The organism is Salinimicrobium sediminilitoris (assembly GCF_020866905.1).
Taxonomy (GTDB): Bacteria; Bacteroidota; Bacteroidia; order Flavobacteriales; family Flavobacteriaceae; genus Salinimicrobium; species Salinimicrobium sediminilitoris.
Map to the genome: position 1 here is coordinate 260270 of NZ_JAIVCC010000005.1, position 18051 is coordinate 278320.

The following is an 18051-nucleotide window of genomic DNA, read 5'->3' on the forward strand; positions in this document are numbered from 1 at the left end:
GTTACAAAGGTCACACTCTTTTGTACCTAGGTATTTAATTAAGAAAGGTTAGGTAGCGTCTATATGCAGTACTAAAAATATTTAAAACCCCGTCCTGGATTTTAACACCTCCCTACCTCCTCGGTGGAGAGGTCGAGAAAATTTTAGGTTTTCAAAGTTTCTCTCTTCCCAGGGTAGAAAAATGACGTGATCTCCTAATACTATAAAGTTTGAAAAAAATAGAAAAAATGAATTAGGATAATATTATCTAGTTGGGATAAAAATGTCTAAAATTGGTCTAGAAATGTCTAACATACTCTAGCTAATATTTTTTAGACATTTTCCAAACCTTTCCAAAAGGCTCAATAATTCCTTGTCGCCTAAGCTTTTGAAGATTGTTTTTTATTTTATTTTGCTTCTGGCTAATGTCTAGAACATCTGGAAGTTTATCTAGAAGAATAAGTTCAAAATCTGTTCTTTTTCCTTCACCAAATTTCTTCAAATATTCAAGAATGATCTTCTGGCAATATCCATCGTCAATTCCTCTTTGCTTGATATAATCTCCTTTTTCTCCTGTAACTTTAGCAACAGATGCGGCAATATGGAAGTTCGGTTTTCTTCCTTCTATTAATCCCTTATTTTTTAAATCTCTTATTTCACCTTTATTTAATTTTTTCCCTTTGGCCACCTTATCTAGAGCAATAATATCAGCTAAGCTCAAGTCTTTTACTGTGGCTAACTTTCTTGCATAATTAAGATCTACAACTTTACCAGTAATTGTCACTTTAACTTGTTCATCTGAAATATCATAATCTGGCAGGGGGAAATATTTTCGTTTTTGAATGATAAACATCTTTTTTATTCCACTTCCTATTGTGTCAATCATATTTAGATTAACCATGGCATCTGCAAGAAATCTATTTCTATATTTGGATTCTGGCGCATCAGTGACTACTACGTCCTCTACTGTATTAGGAATAAATCTTCCCTGATTACTAAAAATTAGACTTCCTTCTTCATTTTCAACTACAGTTATTCGACCGCCTAGAGTATAGTCTTGATGAGCTATACAATTGTTCAGTGCCTCCCTAATAATATAAGGATCAAATTGATCTACCTCTTCTGGAAAGAGACTTCCGTCATTGATATATCTATATTTTAAGTTCCGAATTTTAGAATATACCTTCTCTGCACTTAAAATTAAAGGGCAAGTGAAATGTTCGTAGTCCTTTTCTAAATTATCCCGGTCTTTTAATATCCAGGTGATTTTACTGGTAGCAGGATTTACATAATGCTCAGCCTCTGGTTTTCCTAACAGTAATATGGCAGTCCTGGTAATTTTTCCCTTAATAGTAACTTTTGCTTTATTTAAAAATGTTTCATCACTCCAGAAATCTATTTCTTCAACTAATTTTGGATTCTTCGTTTTAAAAGATTGTCTCGCTTTTTGAATTGCTTCTTCCGATAAATCGGATATAGATGCAGATTTTATTATCCCTACGCTCCAATCCTCTTGTTTTGCCTGAAGCCTAATTCTTTCTAATTCCTCTAAATTAAGAGGTTGAAGCTCTTCACCATCCCTCCCAAAATAATGCCCCTTCCAAGCTATAGGTAGACCTTGGGGAGCTGCCGGTATTTCAAACATTAATACTCTTCCCTCTTCATACTTAATTTCATGAATTTCTTTAAAAGTGATTCTATTTGTGGTGTGATTCGCTACTTCAGGTTTTAAACTGTGTAGATCACTTTCATTGAGTCTAAACCTTGTATCAACTACTGCTTTATCACCATCTCTAATTCCAAAGATTAACCATGCCGCCTTTTTTCCCTTAAGATTAGCTTCATTACTAAGTGCAGAAAAATATTTTCCAAGTTTATTGAAGTCATATTGATTTTTTGCCTCTTTAAACTCTACGATTTCATTTTCATAGTTTTGAGATAGCAGTTCACTTAATTTATTTTCTATAAAATCCCTAGCACTCATAATGTTCAATTTATTGCTGAAGTTCTTTTGAACTATTTATTTTCAAATTTAACAACATACTTGGAATATATCCGTCATTCGCATGGTTATGCAAGAATAAAACCCCTTATAAGAATAAGATTCAGTAAAACATTAAGGAATTAATGGAAAGATCAGGAATTCAACCGTACATTAATCGTACAGTTTTAAAAACAAAAAAACCGTAAACTGCCAACTATCAGCAGTGTTACGGTTTATTTCTGTGGTCCCACCTGGACTCGAACCAGGGACCACCTGATTATGAGTCAGGTGCTCTAACCAGCTGAGCTATAGGACCGTTTGGTGCTCTAACCTCCAAATAATTATCAGGAGAGCTACAAGACCGGCTCATTGGTGTTATGAGAGCGCAAATTTAGATAAAAATAGCTATTGAACAAATATTTCTTATTTAAATAATCCACTTCTTCCGTTTATCTATGGAGCACGATATTCAAACCTGTATTTTAATCTTTCTACCATTTCTGAATAGCTTTTTAGGTTTTCAATATATTTCCTGCTTTTCATCTTTTTAATATGCTTTTCAATGGAAATGGCCTGCTGAACACTGGTACATTTTATATTAAGGAACAGTTCCCAATCTGATGCTATAGAAGAATATTTTTTCGAATAAAAATCACTGTTATGTTTATCAATCCGTGCTTTTAGGGAATCCTGTGTCATTCCTATATAATACTTATCAGTTGACTTGCTATGTAGAATATAAGTGTTTGCCATTATGCAATCTATCATTTTCAAAAAATACATAGAAAACGTGAGTCAGGTGCTCTAACCTCCCGATAGCTATCGGGAGAGCTATAGGACCGGGTGATCATTAAAGTTTTGACCACTACCTGACAAGCATTTCAAAAATATATTTTTCGCAAAACTACAAATCCTCCCACACCGCATCTCCAATGGGGACGGTCTCCTCCTCATCCTTGATCTCTTCACATAACTCCACCAGCACTCCGTTGGCAGACTTGGGATGTAGGAAAGCCACCAGTTTATTGTCTGCTCCTTTTTTCGCTCGTTTTGAAATAAGTTCAAATCCCTCTTCTTTGAGGCGCTTCATTTCGGCTTTGATATCGTCTACCTCAAAAGCTATGTGATGGATACCTTCGCCTCTTTTGGCAAGGAATTTTGCAATTGCACTATCTTCCGAAGTGGCCGCCAGCAATTCGATCTTACTGTCCCCGGTTTTAAAGAAAGAGGTTTCCACCCCTTCACTTTTTACTTTTTCACTCTTGTAACTTTCGGTTTGCAGCAGTTTGGCGTATAATTCATTTGCCGCTTCCAGGTCTTTGACTGCAATGCCAATGTGTTCTATCTTTTTCATCATCAAATATTCGATTGTTTTTTAAATTAAATTTCCGGGGCCACAGTGCAGCTCCGGAAATTTCAAGGTTTAAAGATAAAAACCCGAAAACGTTTAGGAGCAAAACCAAAAGCAATTAACGTAGATTTTAAGATTTGAGCGGTAAATGTTCTACTTTTGTACCATGGAAACTAACAGACAGAAAAAAATAGGAGGCGTATTACAGAAGGATCTGGCCGATGTATTACAGTCTCATTTGAGGGATGCGGGAAGAACAGGAATTTTGATCTCTGTTTCAAAAGTAAAAGTGACTACAGATCTTTCGCAGGCAAAAGCTTACCTAAGCATCTTTCCCGCGAAAAATGGACAGGATATTTTAAAGGAGCTTAACCTGCTTAAGCCCAAGATAAAACATGAGCTCGCCCAGCGTACCAAAAACCAGTTGCGAAGAATGCCCAACCTGGATTTTTACATCGATGATTCCCTTGATTACATTGAGAACATCGAAAAATCCATCAAAGGTGAAGACAATCCAATTGAACAGCCCGATTTGCTCTCGAAGCGGAAAAAATCTTAAGGCTTGAAATTCCCCTTTTACATAGCCCGCAGGTATTTGTTCTCCAAAAGCAGCAACAATGCCATCAATATCATCACCATCATTGCGGCGCTGGGGGTTTTTGCAGGAGCCTTTGCTCTGTTTATCGTGCTTTCGGGCTTTACCGGGCTCAAAGATTTCAGCCTTTCCTTTTCAAATGAATATGATCCCGATCTAAAGGTGCTTCCGGCAACGGGAAAGACTTTTAATTTTTCTGCGGAAGAAAATCAGAAGCTGAAAAATATTGAGGGAATTTCCGTTTTTTCAGAAGTAATTGAGGAACGTGTTTTCCTTGATTTTAGATCGAAGAATAAAACCGCCTACATCAAAGGCGTGGATGAGAATTTCCTGAAGGTGAACAAACTCGACAGCGCAATAGGGATGGGCGGCTGGTTTCATCCCGAAGAAGCCCAGGTGGTGATTGGGAATACAATTTCCCACGAGCTTAACCTCGGCACTTTCGATTACATGAGCCTGCTGGAGATCATGGTTCCCCGCCCGGGAAAAGGACAGATCCTCGATCCCACTCAGGCCTTTAATTCCAAGAGAACAGTAGTTTCGGGCATTTACAGCATTAATGAAGAACTGGATGGTAAATATGTTTTTGCTTCTATTGGATTTGCAAGAGATTTGCTTAACCTCAAACCCGATGAGATCACCGGTCTTGAATTAAAACTGAAACGGGGTGCCGATCCCGAAACGGTAAAATCTGCCGTACAATCGGTCATTAAAGAAGAGGTGGAAATAAAGAACAGGGCACAACTCAATGACGCCCTGTACAAAATGCTGAATACCGAAAACCTCGCCGTTTACCTCATCTTCACGCTGGTCCTTATTATTGCCCTTTTTAATGTTGTGGGTTCCATCATCATGGTCATCCTTGACAAACGGGACAATATTAAAACCCTTCACAGTTTGGGTGCTACCCCGGGACAGATCAAGAATATATTTTTTGCACAGGGGGTTTTTATGACCCTGCTGGGTGGTAGCGTAGGTTTGTTGTTTTCTATTGCGCTGGTGTATTTACAGCTTCAGTATGACCTGGTGATGATCACCCCTACCCTTGCGTATCCTGTAGCGATCACCTGGCAGAATATTGCCGTTGTTTTGGTGACGATCTCTACCCTGGGCACTATTGCCTCTTATATCGCGGCGAGCCGAAGCAAAAAAGCCCTTAGGGCATAATGACTTTGCTGAAAAGCCACCTCCCCTAAGAGCTCCAAAAAATGCATTTTTAGAACTTCATGGCAAATCCCAGTCCAAAACTTATATACTGCAGGTCTATGTCCGCCTCAATTTGACCAAAGTCTGCTGTAGCCGAAAGCGACCTGTAGATCACCTGTGGCCTTAGATCAAAGTTGTTTCCAAGATCGAACACCAGGCCGCCCATGATCTCAAATCCCAGTTCGTGACCGGAATCTGCTGTAATATCTCCTGAAGAATCTTCCACTTCAAAGTGTTTATAGATTCCGCCTACGCCAATGAGGTATGACATTGAATTTTTAATGGGATGAATGTATTTTAATCCGAAGGAATATCCGGTTTCATCAATTTCAAGATCTTCAATTCCATTTTCATCGTCTACTCCAAAATTGTTCCAGCCCCACCCTGCATATACACCAAGGTGTTCCATAAAACTATACGACAACATGGCTTCAAATCCATAGCCTGTTTTAAGATCAATAAGATCTGGCTGCTGAGTAGGGAAATTCACTTGTGGTCGTACTTCGACAGCCCACTTTTCCTGTGCGGTCATTTGAAAGGACCACAGCCCCAGGAAGAACAATAACATGATAGATTTTTTCATGACCTGCTTTTTTTAAGTAAAGGGGGAAGAATTGCCTGTGAGGATCCTCAAAAGACAATAGATCCCACTTTAAAGGTTTAGCATTAAGCAACAAAACTACAACCTACGGAAGGCTTTTATCATGACATTTGTCAACTGGAACTAATAAAATGTACAGGTAATACCTTGTTTTTCAGCACAAAAGTCACAGAAAGCCTGAAACCATCAGGATGGTGACCTTAGAAAAATAAAGAGGTGAAAAATGCTTTTTTAAATTCTTAGTTGATCCAGATCTTAAACAAACTGGTAGCCGGAAAATTCCTTTTCCACCTCATCAAAGGCAGCAAAGACATCGGCGGCATCATCGCTGGTCACCATCTTTTGCCGGTACTCCTTAAAATGAGGAATTCCCTTAAAGTAGTTGGTGTAATGCCTCCTGGTTTCAAAAACCCCCAGCTTCTCACCTTTCCAGTCGATAGCCATTTGCAGGTGGCGACGGGCAGCATCAAGCCGCTCTTCCATAGTGGGAGGCGCAAGATGTTCTCCTGTTTTGAAGAAGTGTTTCACTTCTTTGAAGAACCAGGGATAACCAATACTGGCGCGACCTATCATTGCCCCGTCAAGACCATACCTGTCACGCATCTCCACAGCTCTTTCGGGCGTGTCTACGTCCCCATTTCCGAAAATTGGAATATGCATCCGCGGATTGTTCTTAACCTCGGCAATTGGCGCCCAGTTAGCTTCTCCTTTATACATCTGTACCCTGGTGCGGCCGTGAATGGAAATAGCACTTGCACCTACATCCTGTAACCTTTCGGCTACTTCTACAATTTTGATGGAATCCTGGTCCCAACCCAGGCGGGTCTTAACAGTAACCGGAAGATTGGTGTGCTTTACCATGGCTTCCGTCAAAGAAACCATCAAAGGAATATCTTTTAGGATCCCAGCGCCTGCCCCTTTGGAAACAACCTTTTTGACAGGACAGCCAAAGTTGATATCGATAATATCAGGACCAGATTTTTCCACGATCTCTACAGATTGCAGCATGGATTCCAGGTTGGCTCCAAAGATCTGGATCCCAACCGGTCTTTCCTTTTCGTAAATATCAAGCTTCATGACGCTTTTTGCAGCATCGCGAATAAGTCCTTCACTGGAAATGAATTCGGTATACACCACATCGGCGCCCTGTTCCTTGCACAATGCACGAAACGGCGGGTCACTCACATCTTCCATTGGTGCTAGCAACAATGGAAATTCTCCTACATCTATGTTTCCTATTTTGGCCAAAGCAACTGTTTTTCAGGCTGCAAAAATAATGAAATTTATTTAGTTGGTAGTCTTAAGTCGATAGCCGGTAGTGCAATCATAAATTGTATAAGTGACCTCAGATTTTCAGTTTAAATTTTCAGAATTTGATGAATTGAATTTAACCTGAAAAGGAAAACCTCCTCCCGAGGGAAGTCGATACTTCAAAAGGTCCTGTTGTAAATTGGTGCTTTACAATTAAACTGCCCACTTAGAGCTGCGCACTGCCTACTTAACTACAACCTGTCTCTCTCCGCTGCCTCAATAGCTCTCTGATTATCGCTTAGCCTGAAGTTTCCAAAGTTGTATTTAAATCCTACACGCACGTAGCGGGTTTCGGGCCGTGGGAAGTAGCCATTATCCTGATTGAGATACCGTGACCTTAACCAGGTGTTGGTTTCGTCCAGAAGGTCTTCCACATTGACACTCACCTCTGCACGATTATTCCACAAGGTTTTTCGCAGGCCAAGGGAAAGTGTGGTCATGGGATCCATTATATAAGATCCGGTAAGAAATTGGGAGATGTAAGTAAGACTCAGTTCCCCTGTAAAAGTGCCGTCCTTAGAGATTATAAAGTTATTGTAAAGACTTCCGTAGAAACCATCTAATTCAATAGTAACAGGAACATCCCCACTTTCAATGGCAGCAAAAGTTCGTTCTTCATTAAAAATGGACACATAAGCATAGGTATACCACCAGTTCGCAATAGAACGTCCATGGGTAATATCGAGCCCATAAGATTGACTGTCAAGCAGGTTTACACTTACTCTACGAATGAGGCCCAACTCATTGTCCTGAAAACTGAGGGTCTCGGGAGTTTCCCCACTATCCCTGTAATAAAGATCGAAAAAATACTCATTTTTGAGGGCGTAGCTCAGGGTGAAATTATTACTGATAGAAGCTTTTAGATCTGGGTTACCCGAATTAAAATCGAATTCTGTGAGGTAGTACCTAAAAGGATTCAGGCTTTCATACCGCGGCCGTTGGATCCTTCGGCTATAGTCAAAGGTAAGACTGTGGTTGTCGTTGAAATTGTGTTGCAGGTAAAATGTGGGGAACAACCCAAAATATTCCCGGCTGTCTATCTGCTCCATTGATCTTGAATCTCCGGTACGATCTGTGAATTCTCCTCTTAACCCACCTTTAATGCTCCAACTTTCCCAGTCTTTGGCGAGGGAGAAGTAGGCTGCATAAATATTTTCGTCGTAAAGGAAATTGTCCGATTGATCCTCCTCAAAATAATACTCCCCTGTATCGAGTGCCATTCTAAAGTAGTTAATCCCGCTTTCAGACCCAATTATGGACGCTTTTACTCCGCTTTCAAAGCTGGCACTTCCAATAGGAGTAAGATAATCCAACTGGGCTGTAAAAATATCTGTCTCTTGCTGCGCTTCAGTGGTAAAGGCATAGTCATAAATGGCATCGTCAAAATCCACTATAGTAGTATTTATGCCCTGATACCTGTCCTGGTCGAATCTTGTATAATGCGCTCTAGCCGTGATTTGTGCTCCCGGTTTATCCAGTAAATGTTTATACTCGAGATCAAAGGCTGCATTGGAAATATCTTCCTCCAGGTCGCCATCGGTGATTAGGCTCCCCACTTCACTGTTCCTGTCAAAAACCCTGGTGAATACATCATTGTCAAAGGTCTTGTTTGGAGAATAAGTAAGGCTGGAAGAGAAATTAAATATGTTATTATCGTCGAAGTAATAATCCAGCAAAACATTGGCATTATGGGCGTTTGAGCGGGTAGTACGTTCAAAATCTGTTTCCCACCGACTAAAAATATCTCCGCCATCATTTCTGAAATTTATATAGCTCTCGTCTTCTTTGAATTCCTTCCGGGGAGAATAGGTGTAATTTCCAAAGACATTCAACTTATCCGTTTTGTAGTAGTGGCTGGTCCCCACCTGGAATTTTGGATAAACTGCCTGCGTCCATGCCCCATTAATATTTCCTTTATAACCTGGTGCAATACTTTTTGAGGTAATAATATTAAGAATAGCTCCCCCTTCGGCATCATAACGTGCCGGTGGTGTCGTAATGACCTCAACAGACTTTATATTTTCTGCGGAATAATTCTCAAGAAGTGTTTGTAATTCTGAAGCCGTAAGCTGCACCTTTCTATCGTTGATATAAACCTGTACGCCCTGATTCCGCACCATTAAAGAATTTCCTGAAAGGATTACTCCCGGTGTCTTCTTTAAAATGTCCCATGAGTTCCCTGTAGAGAGCGTGGTATTTTCAACGCTAAAAACAAGCCTGTCAACTTCTCTTTTTACTGAAGGATTTCTGTAATTTATAGAAACTTCATTAAGAGTCGCTGTATCTTCCTTTAAGAAAAGATCGCTCATTTTCCGATCTTTTGATACCTCGATCTTTCGAAGCAGATCTTGAAAACCTACAAAACTTATTTTGAGCAGGTAATCATTTTCCTCGATATTACTTAATAGAAATTCCCCGTTTTCTGAAGAGACAGCTCCCTTGTACACGCTGGTAGAATCCTCTGAATTGAGGAGAATAACATTGGCAAAGGCTACTGGGTTGCGGGCAGGATCCAATACCCGGCCCTCAACCGAATGTTGTGAAAAACCTGAAAAAGAACAAAAAAATAAGAACAGTAACTGGGGGAGGCGGTATATTTTAATCATGCAGGTTAGTTGGTTAGCGCTTGATAAGATTAAGAAAATCAAACAAATATAGTATTTCTCCTACAAGAACAAAAGATTTTAACCTCTGCTGCTGCACAAGCTGCAAAAAAAATAACCTTTTACCAGCAGTCTGGAATTTGAGAGTTCACCGGCAAGAAAAAATCTCTGTTTCCATCAATCTTTAGAAGATTTAAGAGCATCATAAAGTACCTGCTGCACCTGCGTGCGGGTATTAAGCTTTGAAAGACGATTATTGTCACGGGTAGGATAGACCCTATTGGAAAGAAAAATATAGAGGAGGTTGTATTGGAGATCCATCCAGACTAGTGTACCAGTAAAGCCGGCGTGGCCAAAACTTTCTTTTGAGGCATCCCTGGCCGTATTGTTACTAACACCTTTGTATTCTAGGTTAGGCTTATCGAAACCCAGCGCCCGGCGGTTGTCATTTTCAGGAAATTGAGTGCGGGTAAATTCAGCCAGCGTCTCTTCCTCTAAATATCGACGACCCCCGTATTCCCCACCATTGAGGAACATTTGCAAAAGCTTCGCCAGATCATTTGCGTTGGAAAAAAGGCCTGCATGACCGGAGATCCCTCCCAGTAATATTGCACCTTCATCGTGCACATTACCATGGATCAATTTGTTCCTGAAAAAAAAATCATTTTCTGTAGGCACAATATCGGCGGTAGAAAATGATTCTGCAGGATTGAACATAAGGCTGGTAGCACCCAAAGGATCATAGAATTCCTCCTGTAAATACCGGTCAAAATTTTCGCCGGTGATGTTCTGCACGATCCAGGGCGCGAGAATAAAAAAGAAGTCTGAGTACACATATTCCTTCTTATCCGTGAGGTCAGATTTCCTTATGGCTTTCCTTATCTTCTTGTGGTAATTGCGGTGCAGGTACATATCATCTGCAATTTTTATAGGATATCTCTTTGAAGAATCCTGCTGAACTGTCCACCACCTAAAACTGCCATTTTTTCGATACATTTTCTTCCAAAAGGGGATCCACGGCTGGAAACCGGCCTGGTGCGCCAGAATGTCCCTATAAGGAATATCTTTTTTATTCGATCTTCTAAAATCTTTTAAATGGTCGGCCAGCGTCTGGTCTAGTCCAAATTTTCCCTCTTCATACAGCTGCATGATCGCAGGCATTGTGGCTGCTATTTTAGTGACCGAAGCAAGGTCATAAAGATCTGTTTTCTCCACAGTTATAGTGTCGTGATAAACATGTTCGCCGTAAGCCTTGTAAAAGATCACTTTTTGATCCTTTGCCACCAGGACCTGCCCGCCAGGCGTAGCTTTCAATTGCATCGCCTGCTGCATGAGGGAATCAATGCCTTTTTCCAGAACTTCGGAATTCATTCCAACAGCTTCGGGCATAGAATAGCTAAGGCGTATTCTTTCCTGAAGGTCAATCCCTGCCCCTGCTTTAAATTTATCCCCGATACTTACCGGAAGTTTTCCCGTAGCTCCTATCCCTCCAAAAATGACTTCTGCAGCCTTCTTTTGTGTCATTTCGGAATCCTGATAGGTAAGCAGCAAAGCCGGTGCATTCTCAATATTCTTCAGCTTATCGATCACATAAGGATTTTTAAAAAAGCTTATCAGCGTGTTCTCATTTCCTGAAAGCTCAGCTATGAATTTTACAAGCGAATCTGAAAACTTCATGCTGTTGCGCGGAAATCTGCTGTCATCATGTATCCCAACGATCACCAGGTTGTAATCCTGAAGTTCTTTTCTTAATTCCGCAATATCTGAAGCATCTGCATCCATTGGAAGCTGATAATCTTCCACTTCTGTATATAGCCGCAGTGACTTTTGAAATTCTGTTCTCTTTTTAGCCCCTATTGAAACCAAAGCGATCTTAAGCAGATCCAGCTCCTTTAAAGGCATGCTATTTTTGTCATTTTTGAGTACCGTGAGCGAAGCTTCAACCAGCTGTTCATGCAGGTACTTTGCTGCCGGGGAATTCAGTTTTTTCTCCAGCCCTTTCTTTTTTACCCGCTCATATTCATTCAATCCTACCCACTGCTTTACGGCAAGTACTTTACGTACTTTATCGTCTATTTCGGCTTCAGAGATCAAGCCGAGTTCCACTGCTTTTTTAACTTCCTCAATAGTTTTGGGAACATCTTCGGTAAATTCCAGCAGGTCATTCCCGGCGAGAATGGCATCTTTATCCACCACTCCGGGAAGATTACCCTTGGTTACGCCCATCATATTCATGGCATCGGTCACGATAAGCCCCTCGAAATTCAGCCTCTCTTTGAGAAGCTCGGTAATGATAGGGCGTGACAGCGTAGAAGGCAAACCCGAAGCATCAAGCGCCGGAATATTCAAATGAGCCACCATCACCCCGCCAACTCCGGCTTCAATCAATCTTCGGAAAGGATACAGTTCTAAAGAATCCAGCCTCGCCAACGGATGGTTGATCTGCGGCAGGGCATAATGTGAATCTGTGTCTGTATCGCCATGGCCGGGAAAATGTTTGGCTGTTGTGAATAACTTGTGGTCCTGCATGCCTTTCATATAGGCAATAGATTTGGTGGACACGTTTATTTTATCCTCTCCAAAACTCCTGAAGTTGATCACAGGATTGGCCGGATTATTATTCACATCCACCACCGGCGCGAAGTTTACGTGCAATCCACTAAGTCTTACCTGCCGCGCCATTTCCTTCCCCATTTCATAAAGCAGCTGGTTATCCTGGATGGCACCCAAAGCCATCTGGAAAGGATAGCTAATGGTGTTGTCCAGTCTCATACCAAGGCCCCATTCTGCATCAATGGCACCTATTAACGGAACTTTTGAAGCCTCTTGGTAACCGTTCATCAATTCCACCTGACTTTCGGCATCGCCCTGGAAGAAGATGAGTCCGCCAATCTTTTGCTCTTCGATGAGCTTCAGGATCTCCTTTTTGTGTTTTTCCCCTCGATTGGAATAAGCAGCCACCATGATCAACTGCCCTATCTTCTCTTCAAGGCTAAGCCCGGTCATAATTGAATCTACCCATTCGCTGTTACGGTATTGTAGGAATTCAGGGGATACTGTTTGTGCTGAAGCCTGAAAAGCAGCAAAGAACAGCAGGGTCAAAAAGGGCAAAAATTTAATCTCTTTCATGGGGCAATTATTTATCCCTGCGAAGGGGATGCAGTAAACAGCTCGCTTTCTTTCAATCTTACAAGTTTCGGGTCTTCCTGGTCAAGATATCTCTTAGTGCGCAGGTAACGGTTGTAATTAAACTCGTCAAAATTGGAAGCTTCAGAATTCATACTGCTCACGTGAACACGACCCGAAGAATGAATGAATTGACCATCACCTATCCACATACCAACATGCACCACTTTCTCTTTTGAAGTGTCGGTTGCGGGAGTGCCAAAAAATAGCAGATCTCCCTTTTGAAGCTTCTCAAAGTTTTTCTCCTCATCTATAAGTTCTCCCGCATGAACCTGCTGGGAAGCATCCCGTGGAATGATCATTCCGTTCATGAAGAAGACCGTTTTTGTATAGCCGCTGCAGTCAACTCCTTTTGCCGAAGTTCCGCCCCACAGGTATGGAAGACCCATCAATTTTTTTGAAGTTTCCACTAAATTCTCTTCGGAAGCTTCGAGGTTATTAAGCCAATCTGAATAATTTTCAGCTTCAGATGTTTTGACAAAGCCGGTACGGGCATCGGGATATTCTACTTCAAAAAAGCCATTTTTGACACCTTTTAACTTAAAAATATTTCCTGCCACCGCATCGGAGACCGTTCCTGAATTTTCTGAAGCTTTTTCATTCACCTGCCCAAAAGGCTCTGTGAAGATCACTTTTTCTGAAGCTTTCCATTCTTCCAGTTCTTCATCTGAATATAATGTAACGCCGCCGTGATCAACCCACGCAAGATATTTATCGGGAGTTTGTACCAGGTACCACTCCCCTTCTTTTTTCAAAACCTTTAGCGGAGTTCCCAGGGTAGCCTGAGTTGCCAGTTCTGCCGAATGTTGAGGATTGGACCTAATATTGGCCACCGAGATCCTTACCAGCGCATTGGTTTTCCCTTCAAGATCCTTCGCAGGATAAACCTGAATGCTGTCCACGTATTCAATACGCGCAGAATCAAGTTTTTGTTTCAGGCTGGAAAGGGCTTCAGGATTTGTTGTTTCCCCGCGAAGCACAAACTTCCCTTTGTACTCCTCCCCTGTCACGTCAAATCTCGCTACCCGCCTGTCGGGTACATATTCTTCCTGCACTTCATTTATGTAAACATCTGTAGGATTTTCTTCCGCAGTAATTGGCTCCTGTTTTGCATCATTGCAGGAAATGAGAAAAGTTGCCAGTGAAAAAGCAAAAATATATCGGTTCAAAAATGTCATTTTTAAGGCTTTATTTTAATGATATTCCACAATCTGGAAAATAGTGATTTTTAGTAAAAGTTAGGGCAAAGTAGTTATTACTTTCTTCTCTACAAACTCGCTTTGGTTCCCCGTCCTGTCTACAGCCGTCACTCCCACTTTAGAAAGCTGATGCCCGTTAACCGACTTTGGCAATAGTAAAGACCTTTCATTTTTGTTGAGGATCTTGTAGTCCCACTTTCCGTTGAACATATAATGCACCACCCATTTAAACACCTTCTTTTCTGAAGGATGTTCCCAGTCTACAGTTACCTGATTTCCGTTCGTGACTATGGCAACTTTTGGTATCGCAGGCGCTTCATCATTCATCCATGGGGAAGCAGGAACAAGGGCTTTTTTCCTGTAAGCGTTGTCAAGAATGCCGGCAGAAAGGTTAGGGTATTTCAAAAGCGGACCTATGCTCCAGTGAATACTACCTTTACTTTCGGGCAGCATTCCGCGGGTGATCATGATCTGGCTTACGGTTTCGATAAGATTTGGATCATCACCACCAAAATCAATGTTTATTCCGGGCCATAAATGCCTGTTGTGGTGGTTTTCATTTTCCCACCAGCCCAGTAACACCGGGAAGCTCTGCCCCGTCTGACTTATTTTCCAGTAGAGCTGTGGGGAATAATAATCTATCCAGCCTTCATTAAGCCACAGCCGGGCATCGGCGTACAGTTCGCTATACTGGTCCATTCCGGTAATTGTTTTAGGATATCCCGGACGGTAGATCCCGAAGGGACTTATTCCAAATTTTACTTCCGGCTTTTCAGCTTTAATTTCCTTGTAGATCCTTTCTACAAAGTTGTTCACGTTCTCCCGGCGCCAGTCGGGTTTGGAGAGCTTTCCGCCGTTGGTTTGATATGCGGCGTAGTTTGCAGCATCGGGAAAATCTTCTCCTTTGTTGTAAGAAGCATACGGGTAGAAATAATCATCAAAGTGAATCCCATCGATATCATAGCGCTTCACGATATCCATAACTACTTTTGAGGTATGGTCCTGAGTGGCTTTTTTCGCAGGATCCATCCACCACATCCCATTCTTTAGTTCGACCATGAAAGAGGGATATTTTTTTACTGCGGAAGCTTCGGTCACTTTACCGCCGGTGGAATGATGGGCACGGTAAGGATTGAGCCACACGTGAAATTCCAGCCCCCGTTCATGAGCGGCATCGAGCCAGAATTGTAGCGGATCGTAAAAAGGCTCCGGTGCCTGCCCCTGCATTCCGGTGAGGAAGAAAGACCAGGGTTCCATTTGACTTTCGTAAAGCGCATCGGCCTGAGGTCTCGCCTGAAAGATCACGGCGTTATAGTTGTGATCTTTTAAAAAATCTAGAAGGGCTATGGCTTCTTTTTGCTGCTCGGCGGTAGAAAGGCCAGATTTGCTGGGCCAGTTAATATTGGCCACAGTAGCGATCCATGCCGCACGGAATTCCCGCATCACAAAAGGAGAGCTGCGGAAGGCTTTTTCTGCAGGTGTTTCCTTGGCAGCTTCAGGTTTGACCGGAAGTTCTTCGACAATCTCTTCGCGAGTGACCACAGGTACATCTTCGGCCGTTTCGGCGGGTATTTTCATCACTTTTTCCGAAGCAGGTTTTTTGTCGCGAACAACAGACTTGGAGCTGGAGCATCCACTTAATCCAAGGGTAAAGGCTAAAAGGCCGGTAATGAAAAACTTTTTCTTCAGCATAGATCTTTTTAAACAGGTTAAGTTATTTCAGGTTATATAACCTTTAAACCGGTAAAATTAGTGTATTGTAAAATGTTATTTTTCAGGATTATTTTTAAAGATCTCCAGGACCTTTCGCACACTTTTATGCTCTTCAAGCAAAGTTTTCGCGAGATGTTCTGTAATACCCAACTCTTCCATCAACATGAGCTCTCCCCTGCTCACAAGTTTTTTGTTGGAAAGCTGCATGTCAACCATTTTGTTTCCTTTTATGCGGCCGAGCTTTATCATCACCGCCGTGGAAATCATGTTGAGCACAAGCTTTTGAGCAGTTCCCGATTTCATGCGGGTACTGCCGGTAACAAATTCGGGCCCTACTACAACTTCAATGGGAAATTCTGAAGCCTCACTCAGTGGAGAACCGGCATTGTTTGTGACGCAGGCAGTGATAAGTCCATTCTCCCGAGCTTCTTTAATGCCTCCAATCACGTAGGGCGTGGTGCCCGAAGCTGCGATCCCCACCAAAACGTCATTTTTGGAGATGCTGAATTCCTGCAGGTCTTTCCATGCCTGCTCGGTATCATCTTCGGCATTTTCAACAGCTTTTCTTAAAGCGCCGTCTCCCCCCGCGATCAAACCGATCACCACATTGTGAGAAACCCCAAAAGTGGGAGGACATTCGGAAGCATCAAGAACTCCCAGCCTGCCACTGGTGCCGGCACCAATATAAAATAGACGGCCCTTGTGGTTTGAGATCTTATCTACAATTTTCTCAACCAGTTGCTCTATCTGCGGGATAGCTTTCTCTACCGCCAGTGGTACTTTTTTATCTTCGTTGTTTATATTTTTCAGAATTTCTTCCGTAGACATCTTTTCAAGATGGTCATAATTGGAAGCCTGTTCTGTAGTACGTGTGCTCATTTTTTATAAAGATTTGATCTTATAACCTTTGGTTGCAAAAAATAGTATGTAAAGGTAGCAGGGAATAAGTATCCAGTAAGCCTGCTGTGGATCCCAGGAATCGGCCAGTAAGCCGTAGATCGGCGGGATAACCGCTCCCCCGGCAATGGCCATGATTAAAAATGAAGAACCAACTTTAGTAAAACGGCCCAGTCCTGCCAGTGCCATGGGCCAGATAGCCGGCCAAACCAAGGCGTTAGCAATACCGAGAAGGGCAATCGCGGAAACCGAAATTATCCCCGGACTGAAAATGGCTACCACTCCAAAAACAATTCCCAGGATGGCGGAAATTTTTAAAGCGTTCTCCTGACTAATGTACTTTGGAATTGCAAAGATCCCGACAACATATCCCACGATCATGGCTCCAAGGGTGAAGCTCGCGAAAAATTTAGCGTCCACCAGCGGAATACCGTGAGCTTCATTCGCATAATTTATAATTGTGTCCCCTGCGATCACTTCCACCCCAACGTAAAGGAACAATGCCAGTGTCCCCAGAAAAACATGTGGGAACTGAAAAATGCTGTTTTTGGTGAGGTTTGATTTTGCTACTTCCTCATCTTCGGCGTCGGCATCAACCTCGGGCAGGGAAGAATAATAGACCAACACAGCCAGTAAAATAAGTACTCCCATCATCACCAGGTATGGATTGACAACCCTTTCGGCTAAAGCATCAAGTGCGGCAGTTTTTTCCGCTCCGGTCAAAGCTTCAATGGTTTCAGTTAGATTATCGGAAGAACTAAAAAGGATCGCTCCCAGGACTATTGGAGCCAGCACTCCTGCTACTTTATTACAGATTCCCATTATGCTTATTCGTTTCGCAGCACTTTCCAAAGGTCCCAGCACCACCACATAAGGATTGGCAGCAGTCTGTAAAAGAGCGAGTCCGGTTCCCTGCACAAACAGCCCAAGTAGGAAAAGTTCATAGGTTCGGGAATAAGCTGCGGGTATAAATATCACCGCTCCTACTGCCATTACTAATAGGCCGAGAGACATTCCTTTTTTATAGCCGGTCTTTTGCAACACCCAGGCAGAAGGTAACGCCATGACCAGATATGAAATGTAAAAAGCCGTAACTACAAAATAGGACTGGAAGTTATTGAGCTCACAGGCTATTTTAAGGTATGGGATCAATACCGAATTGAGCCAGGTCACAAACCCGAAAATAAAGAATAGGGCACCAATGATGAAAATTGATTTGTTAGTGCCAGAGGTGGTAGAAGTTTTTTCCATATGCCGGGGGAAAGGATCGAGGTTTAAATTGAAGCCACCAAGATATACAATTCTTAAATAAAGCTTAAATGAAGAAAGAATAAAATAAGAGTTCTGTAAATTTTGGAAGGTGCTGAAGATTAGGCTGTAAAACCTATTTTTGACACTTTACATGGAAATTGAAGTTTTCTTTAGA

The 18051-nt window shown here is 42.0% G+C and carries 13 protein-coding genes and 1 tRNA gene; 2 read left to right on the plus strand and 12 right to left on the minus strand.

The window, feature by feature from the left end; genetic code table 11:
• Positions 1-301: 301 nt before the first annotated feature.
• From LA313_RS06280 to mce, 4 genes are all read right to left on the minus strand, one after another.
• The gene (locus LA313_RS06280; protein WP_228913827.1) at positions 302-1963 is read right to left on the minus strand and encodes an RNA-binding domain-containing protein; all 1662 of its coding nucleotides are present in this window, start codon (positions 1961-1963) and stop codon (positions 302-304) included.
• Positions 1964-2205: 242 nt separating this feature from the next.
• Positions 2206-2279, minus strand: a tRNA-Ile gene (locus LA313_RS06285).
• A gap of 137 nt (positions 2280-2416) precedes the next feature.
• Complete coding sequence (locus tag LA313_RS06290) at positions 2417-2716, minus strand: GIY-YIG nuclease family protein (RefSeq protein WP_228913828.1); 300 nt, start codon at positions 2714-2716, stop codon at positions 2417-2419.
• A gap of 151 nt (positions 2717-2867) precedes the next feature.
• Complete coding sequence (gene mce, locus LA313_RS06295; RefSeq protein WP_228914450.1) at positions 2868-3317, minus strand: methylmalonyl-CoA epimerase; 450 nt, start codon at positions 3315-3317, stop codon at positions 2868-2870.
• Positions 3318-3480: 163 nt separating this feature from the next.
• On the opposite strand from mce, the gene rbfA reads away from it, so the two are divergent.
• Positions 3481-3873, plus strand: a complete 393-nt coding sequence (gene rbfA / locus LA313_RS06300; RefSeq protein ID WP_228913829.1) for a 30S ribosome-binding factor RbfA — start codon at positions 3481-3483, stop codon at positions 3871-3873.
• A gap of 3 nt (positions 3874-3876) precedes the next feature.
• Positions 3877-5076 (plus strand): ABC transporter permease, encoded by a 1200-nt coding sequence (locus LA313_RS06305; RefSeq protein WP_228913830.1) that lies wholly within the window; start codon positions 3877-3879, stop codon positions 5074-5076.
• A 49-nt stretch (positions 5077-5125) separates the two neighbouring features.
• On the opposite strand, the gene LA313_RS06310 is transcribed toward LA313_RS06305, so the two are convergent.
• The 8 genes from LA313_RS06310 to LA313_RS06345 all read right to left on the minus strand — a co-directional run bounded on the left by LA313_RS06310 (position 5126) and on the right by LA313_RS06345 (position 17876).
• On the minus strand, positions 5126-5698 hold the full coding sequence (locus LA313_RS06310; RefSeq protein ID WP_228913831.1) for an outer membrane beta-barrel protein: 573 nt from the start codon (positions 5696-5698) through the stop codon (positions 5126-5128).
• A 273-nt stretch (positions 5699-5971) separates the two neighbouring features.
• A complete protein-coding gene (dusB, locus tag LA313_RS06315) occupies positions 5972-6964 on the minus strand; it encodes a tRNA dihydrouridine synthase DusB (RefSeq protein WP_228913832.1) in 993 nt (330 codons plus the stop codon).
• A 254-nt stretch (positions 6965-7218) separates the two neighbouring features.
• Complete coding sequence (locus LA313_RS06320) at positions 7219-9633, minus strand: outer membrane beta-barrel protein (protein WP_228913833.1); 2415 nt, start codon at positions 9631-9633, stop codon at positions 7219-7221.
• Between the two features lie 174 nt (positions 9634-9807).
• Positions 9808-12759, minus strand: coding sequence for a glycoside hydrolase family 3 N-terminal domain-containing protein (locus LA313_RS06325; RefSeq protein WP_228913834.1), 2952 nt, complete (start codon positions 12757-12759; stop codon positions 9808-9810).
• An 11-nt stretch (positions 12760-12770) separates the two neighbouring features.
• Positions 12771-13994: a C40 family peptidase gene (locus LA313_RS06330; protein WP_228913835.1), complete on the minus strand. Its 1224-nt coding sequence runs from the start codon at positions 13992-13994 to the stop codon at positions 12771-12773.
• A gap of 60 nt (positions 13995-14054) precedes the next feature.
• Positions 14055-15707, minus strand: a complete 1653-nt coding sequence (locus LA313_RS06335) for a glycoside hydrolase family 10 protein (RefSeq protein WP_228913836.1) — start codon at positions 15705-15707, stop codon at positions 14055-14057.
• Positions 15708-15782: 75 nt separating this feature from the next.
• Positions 15783-16607: an N-acetylmuramic acid 6-phosphate etherase gene (murQ, locus tag LA313_RS06340; RefSeq protein WP_228913837.1), complete on the minus strand. Its 825-nt coding sequence runs from the start codon at positions 16605-16607 to the stop codon at positions 15783-15785.
• A 3-nt stretch (positions 16608-16610) separates the two neighbouring features.
• Entirely contained in the window at positions 16611-17876 is a 1266-nt protein-coding gene (locus tag LA313_RS06345; RefSeq protein ID WP_228913838.1) for a sugar MFS transporter, read from the minus strand.
• Positions 17877-18051 lie beyond the last annotated feature (175 nt).